General features: G+C 47.1%; 15 protein-coding genes. 13 read left to right on the top strand and 2 right to left on the bottom strand.

Features of this window, described 5'->3' with window-relative positions; genetic code table 11:
- Positions 1-76 precede the first annotated feature (76 nt).
- Positions 77-1,954 carry a flagellar hook-associated protein FlgK gene (flgK, locus tag ACED36_RS15780; protein WP_017004417.1) on the top strand — a complete coding sequence of 626 codons (1,878 nt, stop codon included), beginning with the start codon at positions 77-79 and terminating at the stop codon, positions 1,952-1,954.
- An 11-nt stretch (positions 1,955-1,965) separates the two neighbouring features.
- The gene (flgL, locus tag ACED36_RS15775) at positions 1,966-3,159 is read left to right on the top strand and encodes a flagellar hook-associated protein FlgL (RefSeq protein WP_016960114.1); all 1,194 of its coding nucleotides are present in this window, start codon (positions 1,966-1,968) and stop codon (positions 3,157-3,159) included.
- A 71-nt stretch (positions 3,160-3,230) separates the two neighbouring features.
- On the opposite strand, the gene ACED36_RS15770 is transcribed toward flgL, so the two are convergent.
- The gene (locus tag ACED36_RS15770) at positions 3,231-4,115 is read right to left on the bottom strand and encodes an AraC family transcriptional regulator (protein ID WP_371733521.1); all 885 of its coding nucleotides are present in this window, start codon (positions 4,113-4,115) and stop codon (positions 3,231-3,233) included.
- A gap of 209 nt (positions 4,116-4,324) precedes the next feature.
- Between ACED36_RS15770 and ACED36_RS15765 the strand changes: the two genes are divergently transcribed.
- Entirely contained in the window at positions 4,325-5,539 is a 1,215-nt protein-coding gene (locus ACED36_RS15765; RefSeq protein ID WP_371733520.1) for a sugar efflux transporter, read from the top strand.
- A 127-nt stretch (positions 5,540-5,666) separates the two neighbouring features.
- Here the strand turns inward: ACED36_RS15765 and ACED36_RS15760 are convergent, their stop codons facing one another.
- Complete coding sequence (locus ACED36_RS15760) at positions 5,667-7,766, bottom strand: tetratricopeptide repeat protein (RefSeq protein ID WP_016960117.1); 2,100 nt, start codon at positions 7,764-7,766, stop codon at positions 5,667-5,669.
- A gap of 479 nt (positions 7,767-8,245) precedes the next feature.
- Here ACED36_RS15760 and ACED36_RS15755 point away from each other — a divergent pair, with 479 nt between their 5' ends.
- The 10 genes from ACED36_RS15755 to fliE all read left to right on the top strand — a co-directional run bounded on the left by ACED36_RS15755 (position 8,246) and on the right by fliE (position 18,224).
- Positions 8,246-9,388: a flagellin gene (locus tag ACED36_RS15755; RefSeq protein WP_016960118.1), complete on the top strand. Its 1,143-nt coding sequence runs from the start codon at positions 8,246-8,248 to the stop codon at positions 9,386-9,388.
- 391 nt (positions 9,389-9,779) lie between these two features.
- The gene (locus tag ACED36_RS15750; RefSeq protein WP_016960120.1) at positions 9,780-10,919 is read left to right on the top strand and encodes a flagellin; all 1,140 of its coding nucleotides are present in this window, start codon (positions 9,780-9,782) and stop codon (positions 10,917-10,919) included.
- A gap of 68 nt (positions 10,920-10,987) precedes the next feature.
- A complete protein-coding gene (locus ACED36_RS15745) occupies positions 10,988-11,410 on the top strand; it encodes a flagellar protein FlaG (RefSeq protein ID WP_016960121.1) in 423 nt (140 codons plus the stop codon).
- 16 nt (positions 11,411-11,426) lie between these two features.
- The gene (fliD, locus tag ACED36_RS15740) at positions 11,427-12,797 is read left to right on the top strand and encodes a flagellar filament capping protein FliD (protein WP_016960122.1); all 1,371 of its coding nucleotides are present in this window, start codon (positions 11,427-11,429) and stop codon (positions 12,795-12,797) included.
- Between the two features lie 11 nt (positions 12,798-12,808).
- The gene (locus ACED36_RS15735) at positions 12,809-13,102 is read left to right on the top strand and encodes a hypothetical protein (RefSeq protein WP_016960123.1); all 294 of its coding nucleotides are present in this window, start codon (positions 12,809-12,811) and stop codon (positions 13,100-13,102) included.
- Positions 13,103-13,114: 12 nt separating this feature from the next.
- A complete protein-coding gene (fliS, locus tag ACED36_RS15730; RefSeq protein ID WP_016960124.1) occupies positions 13,115-13,519 on the top strand; it encodes a flagellar export chaperone FliS in 405 nt (134 codons plus the stop codon).
- Between the two features lie 172 nt (positions 13,520-13,691).
- The gene (locus ACED36_RS15725; RefSeq protein WP_017004412.1) at positions 13,692-15,170 is read left to right on the top strand and encodes a sigma-54 dependent transcriptional regulator; all 1,479 of its coding nucleotides are present in this window, start codon (positions 13,692-13,694) and stop codon (positions 15,168-15,170) included.
- 160 nt (positions 15,171-15,330) lie between these two features.
- Positions 15,331-16,380 (top strand): PAS domain-containing sensor histidine kinase, encoded by a 1,050-nt coding sequence (locus ACED36_RS15720; protein ID WP_017004411.1) that lies wholly within the window; start codon positions 15,331-15,333, stop codon positions 16,378-16,380.
- Entirely contained in the window at positions 16,377-17,786 is a 1,410-nt protein-coding gene (locus ACED36_RS15715; RefSeq protein ID WP_371733519.1) for a sigma-54-dependent transcriptional regulator, read from the top strand. The genes ACED36_RS15720 and ACED36_RS15715 overlap by 4 nt, the downstream gene beginning before the upstream one ends.
- Positions 17,787-17,912: 126 nt before the next feature.
- Complete coding sequence (fliE, locus tag ACED36_RS15710) at positions 17,913-18,224, top strand: flagellar hook-basal body complex protein FliE (protein WP_016960128.1); 312 nt, start codon at positions 17,913-17,915, stop codon at positions 18,222-18,224.
- The last annotated feature ends 10 nt before the right edge of the window (positions 18,225-18,234 follow it).

Below are 18,234 nucleotides of genomic sequence, written 5' to 3'. Positions count from 1 at the left end.
TTTCATGGCATGATTCTTGAATTAAAAGTCTAATACACACTTTTGTAGGCTATGCATTTCCGCATACGGGGGCAGAATGGGGTTTGATCTGCTGACGCTTGGTTCTCAGGGCGTTTTGACAGCACAACGGCAACTGAATACAACGGGTCACAACATCTCGAATGTGAACACTGAAGGCTATAGCCGTCAGTCCGTTGAACAGCATGCCAACGATTCTGCCTATTGGTCTGCAAACCAATGGGGCACAGGGGTTCATGCCGCTGCGGTTAGGCGTAACTATGACAAGTTTGCCGTTAACGAATTTAATATCACCACATCCTCGTTAGCTCACGCGGCTACTCGAAATGGCCAGCTCACCATGCTCGACGACATGATGTCGCACTCAGCCAAGAAAATTCCGGAAAACATGAATGAATTTTACGGCGCGGTAAAAGGCTTAACAGATAGCCCGAGTGACATGGGGGCTCGAAAAGTGGTGTTAGAAAAATCGCGTCTTGTTGCTGCAGGCCTTAATGATATCAACAACGCACTTCAGTCCCAAGAGATGGATACCTCGGTAGAAATTGATGCCACGTTGACGCGTATGAATGACATTGGCCGAGAAATTGTGGATATCCACAAAGCCATTGTGAAAAGCCAGACTGTCGACAACGATTTACTGGACCGTCACCAACGATTGATTAACGAGTTGTCGGAATTCACTCAGGTGAGTGTCAACCAGCGTGACGATGGTTTGTATAACGTTATTATCGGCAGCGGACACACCTTGGTGTCGGGTCTGCATTCCAGTGAACTTCAAACTGTACCAGGCGTGCCGGATCATCAGAAACGTCGCTTGGCCTTGGTAGAAGGTAAGGCGCTGAAGCCGATCGATAACGGCGACATCCGCGGCAAGCTTGGCGCGATGTTCGAGTACCGTGATAAGACACTGGGGCAGGCGCGTGATGAACTTGGACGGCTTGCTGCTGGTTTTGCGATGTCTATTAATGATCTTCAAAATCAGGGCTATGATCTGAGTGGCGCTGTTGGCGAAAATATCTTTGTTGATTTTAACAGTGACAACATTGCACGTGATCGCGTGATAAAAAGTCCAGAATCGACAGCTGATATGAAAGTGTACATCGATGATTTAACGAAACTGAAAATCGGTGATTATCAGTTGAAGTATGATGGCAGCCAATACACTGTAGTCGATCCCGAAAAGAATATGATGTCTGTTACCCCAACAGGCACGCCGCCATCGATTAGCGTAGATGGCCTGAAAATTCAGCTCGATGTTGGCTTAAGTGCCGGTGAGCGGGTGGTGATCCGCCCAGTGCGTCAGGCTGCGGGTCAAATTGGTGTGACAATGGAAGACCCCGCCAAAATTGCCGCGCAAAGCTATGTTAGCTCCAAATCTGTGATCACCGGTCAGGGGGATTTGACGGTACTGCAATCGGGCGCTCAACAAGAATTTCAAGTGGCTATTTCTCCTGATGCGTCCCAGTTTGCGGTGCTGGACATGAAAGGCAATATCTTGCTTGCACCTCAAGCGTATCCGCCAGCGTCTCCGGTCAATGTGAATGGCACTGTGTTTGAACTGTCTGAAGGGGCAGCGCCAGAAGATGTATTCTCGGTGAGCTTGATTGCCGCTGATGGTGAAAACGGCAACCTGATCCGTATGCAAAAATTGCAGACTCAAAAAGTCATGGATGGCGGTCGCTCAAGCTTGATCGACGTCTACGAAGGCCTAAATACCGATCTGGGTGTGCAGAAAGCGTCATTTGCGCGCCTTGAAGATATTAGTCGTGTAGAGCACGACGCTGCGGCAGGACGTGTGGCTGAAATATCAGGGGTTAACCTTGATGAAGAAGCAGCCAACATGATGAAGTTCCAGCACGCATATATGGCGTCGTCCCGAATTATGACGGCGGCAAATGAAACCTTTGAAACCCTGCTAAATGCAACCCGATAAGGATGTGAGTGATGATTAGCCGCATTGCCAGTTTTCACAATTATCAATCAGTGTCGAATGACCTGATGCGCCAGCAGGTAAAATTGCAGGATAACCAAGATCAACTTGCGACGGGCAAACGTGTTCTCACGTCGGGTGATGACCCTGTTGCTTCTATTTATATTCAAAATTTCCGTCAGCAAGACAAGCAGCTTGATCAGTATGTTGATTCCATTACGCTGGCGCGAAATCGTCAAACTCGTGCTGAAATTGCCATTGATGACGCAGAGCAATTGACCGACAGCGCAAAACGAAAAACCATGGAAATGATTAACGGTTCTTTGTCTGACGATGATCGAACCGCACACCGTCAAGATTTGAAAGGCCTGTACGACAACTTCATGAACTTGGTGAACGCAAAAGATGAGTCCGGCAACTTTTTGTTTGCAGGCACTCAATCTAGTAAACAGCCGTTTTATCGAGACAGCTCAGGTGATGTTCGTTACGCGGGCGATAGTTATCATCGCACCGCACAAGTTGCCCCTGCGGTAGAAGTTCAAACCAGCGATCCGGGTGATCAGGTCTTCATGGAAATTAAAAATCCATTTGGTGATTATCAGCCTGAATATGAGTTGGAAAGCGGTTCTTTGCTGCTGTTGGCCAGCGCAACGAACACCAATAATGCCGATATTTCTGAGTATGCGGTGAGTTTCAACGTTGACGCTAATGGGCAAACGCAATATGAACTGATGCAAAATGGCAACGTGGTCAGCACGGGTATGTATGATCCTCAAACTGGCGTTGAGTTTGGCACGCTGACCATGCGTTTTGAAGGTGAGATGTTAGATGGCGACACGATAGCGCTAGAACGTCAGGACACGTTCAATGTGTTTGACGCGTTTAAAAAAGGCATCGATTTGTCCCGTGAAAGCATTTTTGATGCGTCTGCGACCGCCGAACTGCATCAGGTCACAGAGCAATTTTCTGCTGCATTTAAGCATTTGAACAAAGCCCGCTCCGAAGTGGGTACGCGCCTGACGACGCTTGATCGTCAGGAAAGCATGCACCAAGATTTCAAATTGGTACTCAACCGCTCGCTGGGTACGATGGAAGATTTGGATTATTCCACGGCAGTGATCGACATGAATGAAAACCTGCTTGCACTGAAAGCATCGCAGCAAGCGTTTTCCAAAACGAAAGATTTGTCGCTGTTTAACTATATCTAATGTGTTTAGTCTTATCGGTAAAAGTAAGGCGCGCAGGAGCGGGTCGCGAGAAGTAGCTATTTCCTATTCCATTATCTAAACAAACGCCGAAATTCAGTCGGCGTCATGTTTTTTGCCGTTTTGAACTGGCGATTAAAGTTCGACAAATTGGTGAACCCTACACGCTCCGCCACCACTGACACCGACGTATTTGACCGCACCAACCATTCACATGCCTTGCCGAGTCGATAGTTTTTTAAGTGATCAGAAAAGCTCTCCGCAAAGTGTTTTTCAAACATTCGGTAGAGTGAGCTTTCACTCACATGCAGATGCCTACAGATGTCTTCAACAGAAATTTGCGTGTTGTAATGGTCGGCGATAAACTGCTGCGCTTTTTCCAGCTTGTCGATAACGGGCGTTTCTTTCGCGACGTAAAAACACAGCGGACGAGAAGTCACGGCTTGCGCCATTTTATCTTCACTAAGCAGCAGAAGGATTTCGACCACTCGCAAAAATTGTGCGGAGGGTTTGAGCTGCGGCGTGCCATTCATCAAAGGAAACAATGCGTCTGCACAAGCAGCAGACAGTTTTATTCCCTTGTGTGCGCGTACCAATAAATCACTCACGGACGACAGCTCCGGCACCGTTGTTACCAAGGATTGAAGCCAAGCTTGATCAAGCCATAGCACATGGGAGCTACTGGCTCGTTCGGGCGTGGCCGTTGAAGATCGTGTGACCATGTGCGGTAAACCAGGGCCGATAAGGTAGGCGTAACCATGAGTCGCTTCGCCCACATAGTCATCCAGAACGGTTTTTCCGGGAGAGACCTTGTGAGGGTCGTGATAAAGCACGAGTTCAATTTCGCTGTGATAGTGCCAACCGCAATGCGTGCCTGTGATCGCATGATCGCACAGGTAATCGACAAAATGCCAAGAAGGGCTCACGGCTTTATTGATACGCTCGATGGTTGGTCGCACTTCGCCTCTCCACTCTCTGTTATTGAAAAGCCACTTGAGTATATCAGCGCTAGTTCTAGCTAACTTGTCAGCTAGTTGGAAGATTATGAATGAATAGTATCAGTGGTTGCTTGATAGCTATCACATGAAGTGCATATTTATCCTTAAACTTGCTCCAATTGCTTCATAAACAAATCAAGAACCGTAATATTTTATTGCGAGAGACATAAATGAAAAACTATGGTCGTTTTTTAACGCAAAAAGCTCCGCTTAGTTACTTGCTGGTAAGCCTGTTCTCAGGCCTAAGCGGTGGCTTTTTCTATCCGTTATCAGGGATTTATGTCGTAGATGGACTTAACGCGTCGCCATTACAAATGGGGATATTCCTTGCCGTATCAATTTTAAGCGGTGTGTTGGTGTCACAACGTATTGCCAAATTGTCAGATCAGGGCTGGGATCGACGCAAAATCATTATGTGGTCGCAAGTGGCATTCATCATCGTGATGGCGCTGTTTGTGTTTATCCGAAATTACTATCTGGCGCTCTTGGTGATGGTTTTAATTGCTAGCTTTACCGCTGCGGCAATGCCACAAAACTTCACCATGGGACGCCAATATGCTGATGAGCATCTTGGTGATAATGGCACGTTATTTTTATCATTGATGCGCGCCATGATGTCGCTGTCGTGGGTTATCGGCCCGCCGCTCGCGTTCATCATCAAAGACGCATACGGCTTTAATGGCGCGTTCTTGTTTGCGGGATCAATGATGGCGATATCCGTGCTGATTGTGTGGTTCATGTATCCGACGGTCAAAATTGAAAAACAAGATGCTATCGTTGAATCGCAGCAGAAGTGGCGAAAAATAGAAGGGGTTCCTCTCTATCTAGGTGCCGTGTTTATGTTGTTCTGGGCGAATAATATGTATGTGACCACGATTCCGCTTTATGTGACAAAAGAGCTGGAAATGGCAGGTTCTATTGCGGGTCAGTTGCTTGGTCTTGCCGCGTTTGTCGAAATTCCCGTGATGGTGTTGGCCGGACTTTGGGCGGCAAAGGTTGCGCCGCAAAGGTTGATGGTATTTGGCGCAGCAGCAGCATGTATTTTCTACACCTTGTTGTTTGGTACACAAGTGTTGTGGCAAATGTATGCTCTTCAGATTCTCAATGGTATCGCAGTGGGTATCAGTGCTGGTCTGGGTATGGTGGTCATTCAAAATAAAATGCCGCGTCAGTTGGGGCTCGCTACGACGCTATTTAACAACGGCATATTATTGGCCAGCCTGATGTCGAGCGTTACTGTGGGTGTTATTGCCGAGTGGCAAGATTATCAATCAGTAATGATTGCGATGATGCTAGCAGGTGTCGCGGCATTAACCTTGCTGTTGTTGTCTGTAAGAGAAAAGCGACCAGCGTGTCCGCCTGATATTGCGTTGGAAGGGCATTAAGTCACGAGTGGTAAAACCCTCGAAATGACAATCAAAAAGAGGCCAGCATTTGCTGGCCTCTTTTGTTGGTCTATATCCAGCACATTGAGGTTGCTAGGATATAGACACGATGGATTTTTAAACTCGCTTAAAAACGGGCTTTAATATGCGCCGCCATCGCTTCAATGAGCGGATATTTGTTTTCCATCATCGGTGGATAGAAGTAGCCAAATTCATTGTCACAATACAGTGCTTGTGGCGCCGAAAAGTCTGAGTCTTCTTTGCCTGCGAAGAAAACATGACAAGGTGTGCCGACGGCGGTGGTCATTCGATGTACTGCTGTACCTGCGGTGATCACTGCATCCAATCCATCAATCACAGCTGCTGTACCCTCAAAATCGTCGCGTAAGTCCAAACCGTTTAACTGAACAACACGAACGCCCGAGAGCTTTTCAATCTTGTTCAGTTCTTTGGTGCAGTCTCCGTATTGAAGGTTGATAAAGAGAGCATCAGGGAATTGTTTAACCAGATGTGCCACTTCATCGGCAATCAGATAATGCATGTTCCGTGTGGCGGCAGCGAGACCGCTTCGCCAACAAAGCCCGATCAATGGCTTGTTTGGATTTTCAGAGCGAATAGCATCAAGGCAATTTTGCCAGGTGATTTTTACGTCCGCATTCACATTTACATAACCTGCTTGATAAACATGACGGCCAAATTGTTGGTAACACATCGCCGCCAAACTGCCGCCCGCCACCCAGCTGGTGATGTTATCCATCACCTCTTTGGGTACATCGATATCTTGGTGATCGATACGCTTAATCGGCACGATGAACGCTTCTGGAAAAGCACGACTTAGGATTGGCTCAAGGCGAGGGTCGCATGCCACATAGACTTTTTTGCAGTTATCCAGCACCAGCCTGAGATTGTGAAAGTAGAGAATTTCATCACCCACGCCTTGTTCTGGCATAACTAACACGATGTCATCTTTTGGTCGATCAAGATTCCATTGCGGCAAAGCACCTTGGTAACGTAAACGACGACCGCAGGCCAAGCCCAACTCATTGGTGCGGTAATAGTTATCCCACTCTTCTAAGGTGCGATAGACAAAACAGGCGTTAAAGCCTGCTTCAATATCATCAGGGAAGCGGCTCATGTGTGCTTCCAGTAATTGCTTTGATGCTAATGCTTCGCCTTTGTACCAAAAGATTTCCGCAAGATAGAGTGAAAGTCGCTGCTTATTCTCGTCACTGGCAATGGCTGCTGCCTGTTCGATATGTTTTTGGCAATCAAGAATGGCGGTTGCGGTGAAGTTATGGCGCGAACGTAATAAATTGAAGCTCGCTGTGGCTAAACGGTATCGCAAGTCAGCATCTTGTGAATGCAGGCGAATACTCTCAAGCGCAACGCGATAAGCCTCTAGCCAATTGCTTTCTTTTTCGTAGCTTTGAACCAATAAACGGCAAAGCAACGCATTATCTGGCCAGTGTTTGAGACCTTGGCGACAAACATCACGCGCGGCTTTGTATTCCCCCAGTTTTATTTCACTGTGGCTGAGTAAGATGAAAAATTCGGTATCAGACTGTTCCGCATCAAATGCACGGCGTAGGGTTTGCCTTGCCAGGGCGAAATTTTCTTCGCCAAGTTGAAGCTTTGCTAACCCTAGTAGCGCCTTTGGCTGCTCGCCAGCGACGCTGACTACGGCTTGATAAAGTTGTTTGGCTTGTTCTTTATTGCCCGACGCGAGCATTTGCTCAGCAAGGGTTAATGTTTCGCCGACTTCGGCATCGATGGCATTTGCCGTTTTTGACCGCACATTGGCGTGATATTTTGCCGTGCGTCGGCTCTCTCCTACATTGCCGATCGCGGCGGTAAGCTGTTGCCGCATGGCTAGCAGTTCTTGATGCTCGGGGGCAACCGCCAATAAACTGTCGACGATTTCAAGCGCGTCTTTATTCATGCCTTGTTGCGCTAATACCTGTGCCTTATCAAAAAGCAGAGAGCCCTCTCCCGGTTCTATGTCGAGTGCGGCATCGAGTTTTCGCAGCGCTTCTTGCCAACAGCCTTGTTCGACATCAAGCACAGCAAGCACTTGCAGCGCAGGAACGGCATTCGGCGCTTTCTGCAAAATCTGCTCAAACACCTCTCTGGCTTCCTCTTTTTTCTGATGCTGGTACAAGTTAACACCGTGCTCAAAAGCTTGTTCAAGCGTCAATGTATTACCTTGAGGTTGGGAGGTGTTTGTCATAATGGATCCATTTAGAGTAGGTGCATTTGGTCGCATCAGGCGATTGCAGGAAATGCAGCAAATACCGTGCCTATTGCCTATAACTATAAGTGTGTTTGTTTCATTTTTGAGCGGTTGATTGTTTTTGATTGATAGCGCTCATTAGTGAGGTGATATCTTTTGTTAATCAATCCAACAAGATGGTTGCGTGATGAGATTAACAGGCAGCATTGTGGGGGCGGCGAATTGCCGTTTTTCAATTGGTAAAAGATAAAAATCTTGCCGCCCAAGCAACGTGTTTATCAGTGGTTTTTCTTAAGTTATTGAATAGTAGTACTTTTTAATATTGGCACACTATTTGTATTAGGTTGAGCAAGAAAGTATCACATTGGTTGATGCGTCCCTAATAACGAACTGAAGGCTGGTCCCGCTAAGCAATCGGATTTATTTGTCGCGGGTAGGCTGTTTCGCAAAGTATGCGAAAGTCAAAGGAGAGCAAAATGGGTGTAACAGTTAACACCAACGTGTCTGCGATGACTGCGCAGCGTTACCTGAACAAATCGACAAATGATCTCAATACGTCGATGGAACGCTTGTCGTCTGGTAGTCGAATCAACAGCGCAAAAGATGATGCTGCTGGTCTGCAGATCTCAAACCGACTCATTGCCCAAACCCGTGGCTTAGATGTCGCTATGCGAAACGCTAACGATGGTATTTCCATTGCGCAAACGGCTGAAGGTGCAATGCAGGAATCGACCAATATTCTGCAACGTATGCGTGATTTGTCACTGCAATCCGCTAACGGTGCGAATGGTGGCTCAGAACGAATTGCGATACAAGAAGAAGTATCTGCGCTGCAAGACGAATTGAATCGTATTGCTGAAACCACTGCATTTGGTGGTCGTCGTCTTTTAAATGGCTCGTTTGGTGAGGCGTCATTCCAGATCGGTTCAGATTCGGGTGAAGCAATTATCATGGGGTTGTCCAGTATTCGTGCAGACGATTACCGCATGGGCGGCACTGAATTCACGGGCACCTCTGGTAAATCAGCGGGCTGGGAAGTTTCTGCTGCTGCGGCAACCCTCACCATGGCCTTTACCACGAAATCGGGTAACACCATTAACCTGTCGATTGATACTAAAGCGGGCGATGACATCGAAGAAGTCGCTACCTTTATTAACGGTCAATCGGATGAAATGGTCACTGCGTCTGTCGATGACGATGGTCAGTTGCAAATCTTTGTTGCGGAAGAGAAGCTGCAAGGCAATGTCACCTTTGGTGGTGCGTTAGCGACATCGTTAGGCCTTGTGACGGGAGCGGGCGCTGCTATTACCGCGCAAGATATTGACGTCAGTGATGTCGGTGGTGCTCAGATGTCTGTGGGCATTATCGATTCTGCGATGCAGTATATAGACAGCCAGCGTGCTGATTTAGGTGCGAAGCAGAACCGTTTGAGCCACACCATTAGCAACTTGTCGAATATTCAAGAGAATGTGTCTGCGTCGAACAGCCGTATTCGTGATACCGACTTTGCGAAGGAAACCACTGAGCTCACGAAAGGCCAGATCCTGCAGCAAGCCAGTACATCTATCCTTGCTCAGGCGAAGCAATTGCCGCAAGCGGCACTCAATCTGCTTCAATAGTAGGTTCAAATTTATCGAAAAAGCGGCAATGAATTGCCGCTTTTTTTGTGCGTGTTACTTTATATCTCGCCGTATGCCTTCGTTTTAAATATTCGCAAATCTCCTCTGTATCGCTTTGCCTGTCTGCGTTTGTCTGATGTGAGACTTTTGTCATAACGAAAATTTTCAAATCATCACTAAAGTTTTTCTCTGTGAGGGCGAAAACACTCATAGCACTATGATTCAACGGAAAATCCCAAGCAGTACCAAGAAACATTGGGTGTAAAAATATTAGGAAAAAAGATGTAAAGGTTTTTCTTAATGTGCCGTTACATAGGGTGTGAGAGATTTAGAACTGGTTTTCCCTGGATTGCTGGGCGGAAGCCGGACTTAGTACCGAAGGAGAATAGTTATGGCTATTACAGTAAACACTAACGTGCCCGCAATGACCGCTCAGCGCTACTTGAATAATTCAACTGACTCGCTGAATGCCTCAATGGAACGCCTGTCTTCAGGTTTCCGTATCAACAGTGCGAAAGACGATGCAGCAGGTCTGCAAATCTCTAACCGCCTGATTTCACAAAGCCGTGGCCTTGATGTTGCTGTTCGCAACGCCAACGATGGCATTTCAATGTCACAAACTGCTGAAGGTGCGATGGAAGAAACCACCAACATCCTGCAGCGTATGCGTGATCTGTCACTGCAATCAGCGAATGGTGCCAACGGCTCTGAAGAGCGTAAAGCGATTCAAGAAGAAGTTGTTGCACTGCAAGATGAAATCAACCGTATCGCAGAAACAACCTCTTTTGGTGGTGCGAAACTGTTGAATGGCACATTCGGCACAAAAGCATTCCAAGTGGGTGCAGATGCTGGTGAAGCTGTCATGATGGAGTTCAAAAACACCCGCGCTGATGAAGCGATGATGGGTGGTAGCACCTTCAAAGCAACCGTTGCCGCAAGTGCTGATATGGCTGCGTGGACTGCAACAGGCGGTGCCTCGTTGAACATGGCCATCACGAATGCAGATGGTACAACTTCAACGATTTCTATCTCAGCAAAAGATGGCGATGACGTAGAAGAGATCGCGACTTACATTAACGGTCAAGCAGACAGCAAAATTTCTGCTTCTGTTTCTGAAAATGGTGAGCTACAAGTTGTTTCAGCGTCAGGTTCTGACATTGCCTTTACAGGTGCAATGGCTACGTCATTGGGTATGGCTGGTGCAACCAAAACGGCAGAGACTGTAAAAGACGTTGATGTGAGCACCGTGGGTGGCGCGCAGAAAGCCGTCGGTCTGGTTGATAATGCCATGCAGTATATCGACTCACACCGTGCAGAACTGGGTGCGAAACAGAACCGATTGAGCCACACCATTGCCAACTTGGACAATGTTAACGAAAACGTGAGCGCGTCTAACAGCCGTATCCGTGACGTTGACTTCGCAAAAGAGACGACGCAGTTTACGAAATCTCAGATCCTGCAGCAGTCTGGTACGTCTATACTTGCACAAGCGAAGCAGGCTCCATCAGCTGCTTTGAGCCTGCTAGGATAATAGAGATGTAGCAGAAATGACGGTGAGTGTGCTACTCGCCGTCTATAGCTAACAGGAGGTGAATTAAGATGGACATATCATCCGTTTCGACATCATCCCTGTCTCATGTGACTCCACAGTCCGGCACAAAAGTTGCTAGCAGTAAAGAATCTGTGGGGGGGACTAAACCCGAAATCACAAACCAGCAGCAAATGGCAGAGAGTGCAGAAAAACTGTCCAAACGTCGTGCAGAACAAATTAACAAGTTTGAAAGCACACGTGAGGTACAGCAAGCACAGCTTGAAACGCTGGTTGAGCGACTAGATGAGTTTGTGTCTACCTTTAACAAAGGCTTATCATTCCGACTCGATGACGATTCTGGCAAGAGTATTATCACTGTTTATGAAATGAGTAGTGGGGATATAATTCGACAGATTCCAGAGAAGGAAATGCTAGAGCTAGCACAGCAACTGTCTCTTCATGCGAGGGGACTAGTTGCAGAAAAGGTATAACTGAGGTGAGTGAATAATGGGTTTAAGCGCGACAGGCCTTGGCAGTGGAATGGACATTGGTTCCATGGTCAGCAAAATTGTTGATGCTGAACGCGCGCCCAAACAAGAGCGTATCGTTAAGAACATGAATGATGTTGAAACTAACATCAGTGCTTACGGTAGGCTCAAAACCTCCCTCGATACGATGAAAGATCTGATGTTTGATTTTCGTCGTGATAATACCTTTGCGGCGCGGAGTACGGTTTCAGATAACGCCGAAACCGTCTCCGCTACCGCTGACCACCAAGCCGTGACTGGCGTCTACTCTATCGACGTACAGCAATTAGCCCAATCTCACAAACTGGTATCCGATGGATTGGATCCCAAAGCGGATTTTGGCGCTGGAAAACTGACATTAAATCTCGGTGGTCGCGCGACGACCATCGATATTGCGGAAGACAACAGCTCGCTGTTGGATATCGTTCGAACTATCAATAGCCACCCTTCCAATCCAGGTATTAAAGCCTCTGTCATTAATGATGATAGCGGGGCACGTTTGATTCTTGGTGGAGATAAAGCAGGTGCTGACAATCAACTCGCATTGTCAGTTAATGCACCGATAACCAGCCCACTTCAAGCATTCGCGTTTAATCCTGCTAGTCAAAGTAATGCGATGAATGAGATGCAAGCGGCGAAAGATGCGCGCATTTTAATTGATGGGTTGGCGTCGGTCTCCAGTGACACGAATACCTTTTCTGACGCAATTCGAGGCGTCGACATTGAGGTATCTAAGCTGACAATGCCAGAAGATGGCCCTGTTACCATTACCGTTGATGAAGATCGTGACAAAGTAAAAGCATCATTGGCTGAATTTGTTGATGCGTATAACGCCTTCTATCAAGTCACGAAAGCTTTATCTAAGTACGACCCTGAAACGCAGCAAGGCGGTCCGCTGGTTGGCGACAGTGTTATTCGCTCTGCGGTCAATCAAATGCGCTCACTTTTTTCAACGCCGATCGAAGGCGCGCCGGATTCTCTTAAAACGTTGAGTGAGTTAGGGATTTCAACCACCATGGACGGCCGACTAGAGATCAATAACGCTATGTTGGACAAGCAGCTGAATCGGAATTTTTCTGCGCTTGAAGGCTTTTTTGGTGGTAACAATGGCTTTGCTCGAAAAGTGGAAGAGACGGTTCAGTCATTTACTGGCTTCACCGGAACGATACGCAACCGAGAGAGCAGCCTTGGTGATCAAAGGATACGTTTGCAAGATGAGCAAGAAACGTTAGATCGTCGTATGCAAGGTCTAGAGGATCGCACGTTGCGACAATTTTCCACCATGGACAATGCCATGGGTGAGATGCAATCGCAGCTATCGGCCATGATGAATATCATGCCGTCAGGGTAAGAAAAGTGACCATGTCCATGATGTTGATGCAATTAGAAACAATAGACGGTTGCCTATTGGCTGCGCTTACAGAAGGGAATGTTGACCCTGATGAAATGGCACGGTTATTGAATGAAAGAAAACAATGTCTGGCAGAGATCACTATATTGCCGGATCCACCAGAAAAAGAAGCTTGGTCGGTAGCGATTTCCCGAACCGAGCATATTTACAGTTTGATAAAAAGACATCGCGACAGTGCTGCAGCCGACGCCAGTCGTTATTTAAAAGGGCGTAAGTCAGTACAAATTTATAAAAAATTCGAGTAGGTGAGGGTTGTTATGAGAGGGTCACTTCAGGCCTATAAAAAGGTGTCCGTGGACAGCCAGTTGAGCGCTGCATCGCCGCACAAGGTGATTCAGATGCTAATGGCCGGTGCGATTGAACGCCTGATCCAAGGCAAAGCGGCCATGTTACAAGGCGATATTGCCGTTAAGGGTGAGCGCTTAGGCAAAGCATTGGATATCGTTATTAGTTTAAGAACGTGCCTATCTATGGATGAAGGGGGGGAAATTGCCTCCAATCTAGATGCGCTCTATGACTTTATGATCCGTCAAATCTCTGAAGCAAACAGGGACAATCACGATGCCCCGATCGATGACGTGATCGATATTTTGCGCGAAATTAAGTCAGCGTGGGATCAAATACCCGCTGAATATCACAATATCACTCAAGCAGACGCATAAAACCGCCTCATTTTCACTACAATCTAATCTGTCATGGCACAAGAGTCACAGCTTTGTGGTGTCTCTTGTTGCCTTATATCAAGCAATAACTACAATAGCTGGATTATTCTGTCATGGGCGATATTGTGCCCGTCGACGACATTGATGGTTATGAGGCAGATATATCTCACACATGCAAGGTTTAACGAAGATTCTTGTAATCGAAGATGATGAAAAGTTTCGTCACGATGTAGGTGTTATCTTGGAGTTTATTGGTGAGCAATACCTGCTATGTTCAACCACTGAACTCAATGATTCGCATTGGAAACAAGCGGGGGGCGTTTGTTTTCTGGGTAATATTCACTCACCTCAGCGTTTATCCCAGGTGCTCGATAACCTGGCTATCAATAACCACATACCGGTTATTGCGCTTGCTAAACACAAAACAGAATTAGCTGGTTTACCGAATTTTGTGGGTGAACTGGAATTGCCATTGAATTATCCGCAATTGTCTGACGCACTTAGACATTGTCAGGAATTTTCAGGCAAGCACGCATTTAATATCCCGCAACTTAGTCGAAAAAATACACTATTTCGCAGCATGGTTGGGCGCAGTGCGTCTATCAGTGATGTACGCCATTTGATTGAGCAAGTCGCCAGCACTGATGCCAGTGTTTTGATTCTTGGCGAGTCAGGCACGGGCAAAGAAGTGGTTGCGCGTAATATTCACTACCATTCTCCGCGTGGTAAAGGGCCATTTGTCCCTGTGAACTGTGGTGCCATACCGCCAGAGTTGCTTGAGAGCGAACTGTTCGGTCATGAAAAAGGCGCGTTTACTGGTGCTATCTCTGCGCGCAAAGGACGTTTTGAAATGGCAGAAGGTGGGACCCTGTTTCTCGATGAAATAGGTGACATGCCTCAGCCTATGCAAGTGAAACTGCTACGTGTTTTGCAAGAGCGTTGTTTCGAACGTGTCGGTGGCAACAAAACCATTCAATCCAATGTGCGTGTCGTCGCGGCGACTCACCGCAATCTCGATGCCATGATTGAAGAAGGCTCATTCCGCGAAGATCTGTTCTATCGCTTGAATGTGTTTCCTATCGAAATGCCTGCGCTGAGAGAGCGAATTGAAGACATTCCTCTTTTGATTCAAGAGTTAATGACGCGACTTGAGGCTGAAGGCGGAAATCAGGTTCATCTAACACCTCGTGCGGTATCATCATTGGTTGAACATGATTGGCCGGGCAATGTTCGTGAATTGGCGAATCTGATCGAACGCATGGTTATTCTTTATCCAGGCCAGATGGTCGATGTTAATCGTCTACCGAAGAAATATCGTTACAGTGATATTCCAGAGTTTCAGCCCGAGCAATTTGTTCATGTTGAGGACTGTGAAGTGCTGGAACGCGAAGCGCTGCACGCTGTTTTTGCTATGGATGAACATGAAGAAGACATGCCAGGCTTTGCAAGCTCACCAGTTTCAGGTCTTCCACCTGAAGGTGTTGATTTAAAAGCGATGCTTGCGGATCTTGAAGTCGATATGATTCGACAGGCGTTGGAAGCCCAAATGGGTATCGTTGCACGCGCTGCAGATATGCTTGGCATGCGCCGAACGACCTTAGTTGAGAAAATGCGCAAGTACAGCCTCAACAAAGAAGACATTGCCATCTAAAACAGCCGTTTAGATGCTTTGAAAAAGCGAAGTCAAAAAAATGACTTCGCTTTTTTGTTTCCCATTTAAATAAACTGTTGATTTAAATCATTTAATTATTGGCACATTATCTGCTTAATGCTATTCAGCGTCAGAAATAAAGAGCTGAAAGTATAAGACCATGGAAGCCAAAAACTCACCATTAGGGACCGTCGATCAGCAGGTTCTTCGATACAAACAAGTTTTAGATGTGATGCCTGCTGGCGTTATTTTACTCGATCCCTTTGGTCGTGTGGCGGAGGCTAATCCCGAAGCACATCGCCTGCTAGGCGCGCCACTTGAACAAGAGCGTTGGGTTGATGTGATTAATCGCGCCTTTTCGCCGCGAGAAGATGATGGCCATGAGGTCTCGCTCCGAGACGGTCGTCGCGTAAAGTTGGCGATATCTGCTTCGGCGTCTGGTCAACTGATACTCATCACTGACATGACAGAAACACGATTGTTACAGTCTCGTTTTAGTGATCTTCAACGTTTGTCGTCACTGGGTAAAATGGTGGCATCTTTGGCTCACCAAGTCAGAACTCCCTTGTCGAGCGCATTACTTTATGCTGCCAATCTCGGCGCGAATAATCTCAACGAGCCTACTCGAAAACGCTTTCAAGTGAAGCTGGTGGACAGGCTTCATGATCTTGAAAAACAGGTTAACGACATGCTGTTATTCGCCAAAGGTGGTGACAACAAGGTGGTTGACAATTTTTCACTCGAACAGCTGCTCAATGAATTCGAGCCCATGGTCGAAGCGCTGGTAAACAACCAGAACGTTGACTTTGAAATCAACTGCGATGACGAATCGCTTCAGTTGCTTGGCAACGTGAATGCGCTGGCAAGTGCTCTCTCAAACCTGGTGGTTAATGCCATTCAAGTGGCAGGAAAGAGCTGCAAGGTTGTTGTCGATGCTCGAGAGATGAACGGGCAAGTATTCCTCTCCGTTGCCGATAACGGCCCCGGTATAGAGAAAGCACTGCAAAGTAAAATACTCGAACCGTTTTTCACCACGCGACAGCAGGGCACAGGTCTTGGTCTCGCCGTTGTACAAATGGTCTGCCATGCCCACAAAGGTAGGCTGACGTTGCAATCTCAACCAGGTCAGGGTGCCTGTTTCACACTCTGTCTGCCCATGGCAGAACACTGCGATATCGAGCAGCAAAAGGTATCAGGAGAAGCACAATGAATCAGAGCAAAGTACTTATCGTAGAAGATGATGAAGGATTGCGTGAAGCCTTGGTCGATACGCTGGCGCTCGCGGGCTACCAGTGGCTGGAAGCGGACAGTGCTGAGCAAGCATTGCTTCTGTTAAAGCATGAATCCGTTGATATCGTGGTGTCTGATGTGCAAATGGCCGGCATGGATGGACTGGGTTTGCTCAGAAACCTCAAGCTGCATCATCCCAAACTACCTGTTCTGCTGATGACGGCATATGCCAATATTCAGGACGCGGTTGCTGCGATGAAAGAGGGTGCTATTGATTACATGGCAAAACCCTTTGCACCTGAAGTACTCCTCAATATGGTGAGTCGCTATGCGCCAGTGAAAACGGATAATACGGATGCGGTGGTGGCAGACCCAAAAAGCTTGGCGCTCATTGCGTTGGCCGACAAAGTCGCTAAGACAGATGCAAATGTCATGATTTTGGGTCCAAGTGGTTCAGGCAAAGAGGTCATGGCGCGTCATATCCATCGCCAATCATTGCGTCCGGATGGTCCTTTTGTTGCCATTAATTGTGCCGCCATTCCAGAGAATATGCTGGAAGCGACGCTGTTTGGTTACGAAAAAGGCGCATTTACGGGCGCAGTTCAAGCTTGTCCGGGGAAATTTGAACAAGCACAAGGCGGGACGATTTTACTTGATGAAATCAGTGAGATGGACTTGTCATTGCAAGCCAAATTACTGCGTGTGCTGCAAGAGCGAGAAGTTGAACGCTTAGGGAGCCGCAAGAGTATCAAGCTTGATGTTCGCGTATTGGCGACAAGTAACCGAGACCTTCGTCAGTACGTTGAAGAAGGGAATTTTCGCGAAGATTTGTACTATCGCCTCAATGTTTTCCCAATTTCATGGCTGCCACTTTGCGAACGCACTGGAGACATTCTGCCACTGGCTAAACATTTACTTCTGCGTCACTGCAGTAAATTGGGTGAGCCAGCACCAAATCTTGAACCTTGTGCGATTCAAAAACTGGGGGTCTATCGTTGGCCGGGCAATGTTCGCGAGCTAGATAATGTTATGCAACGCGCGTTGATTTTATGTCAGAAAGACAGAATCGAAGCGAATGACATTTTACTTGAAGGTATTGATTGGCAAGATGCCAGCAGTTTCCAATCGCTGGTTTCAGGCAAAGATATTGCGCAACCCAGCCTTCAACCTCAAGCGGTACCGACCAAAATAGAGGACATTTCGAGCGCGGCGAATGAAGGTCTGGGCGGGGAACTGAGAGAACAAGAGTTCGCGATTATTCTGGAAACCATCCGCGCGTGTGAAGGGCGTCGGAAAGACGTCGCGGAGCGTTTAGGGATAAGCCCTCGAACCTTACGTTATAAGTTAGCAAAAATGCGAGATGCGGGGATCGACATTCCTCAGTAAAGCACTGCTTTTTAGTGAGTTAATACGTTATAATTTCTGGCTCGATAGTTGCATAAATATTAGTCAGATTAGCCGTTAACACATATACGGCGCGGATTGCCAAAGTTTTGACAGTGAGGATGGACCATGAAAATCAACCCGATGCAGCACGAAATGCAAACCATGGCATTGGATGCAAAAAACGTGGGTCGTGTCGCCACTGGTCAGCAAGTCTCACAAGACTTTGGCGAGCTTTTATCTACTGCAATCAATCATGTGAACACATTACAAAAATCGTCAGGAGAGCTGGCAACGCGTTTTGACCAAGGTGATCGAAGTGTCAGTTTGGCAGATGTAATGTTAGCGCGAAACAAGTCCAGTGTGGCGTTTGATGCGACGGTTCAAACACGTAATAAACTCGTCGAAGTTTATAAAGAACTGATGAACATGCCTGTTTAAAGTAGGAAGT

The organism is Enterovibrio sp. FF113 (assembly GCF_041439165.1).
In the GTDB taxonomy this organism is placed as follows: Bacteria; Pseudomonadota; Gammaproteobacteria; order Enterobacterales; family Vibrionaceae; genus Enterovibrio; species Enterovibrio norvegicus_A.
This window is presented reverse-complemented; position numbering and strand designations above follow the sequence as displayed.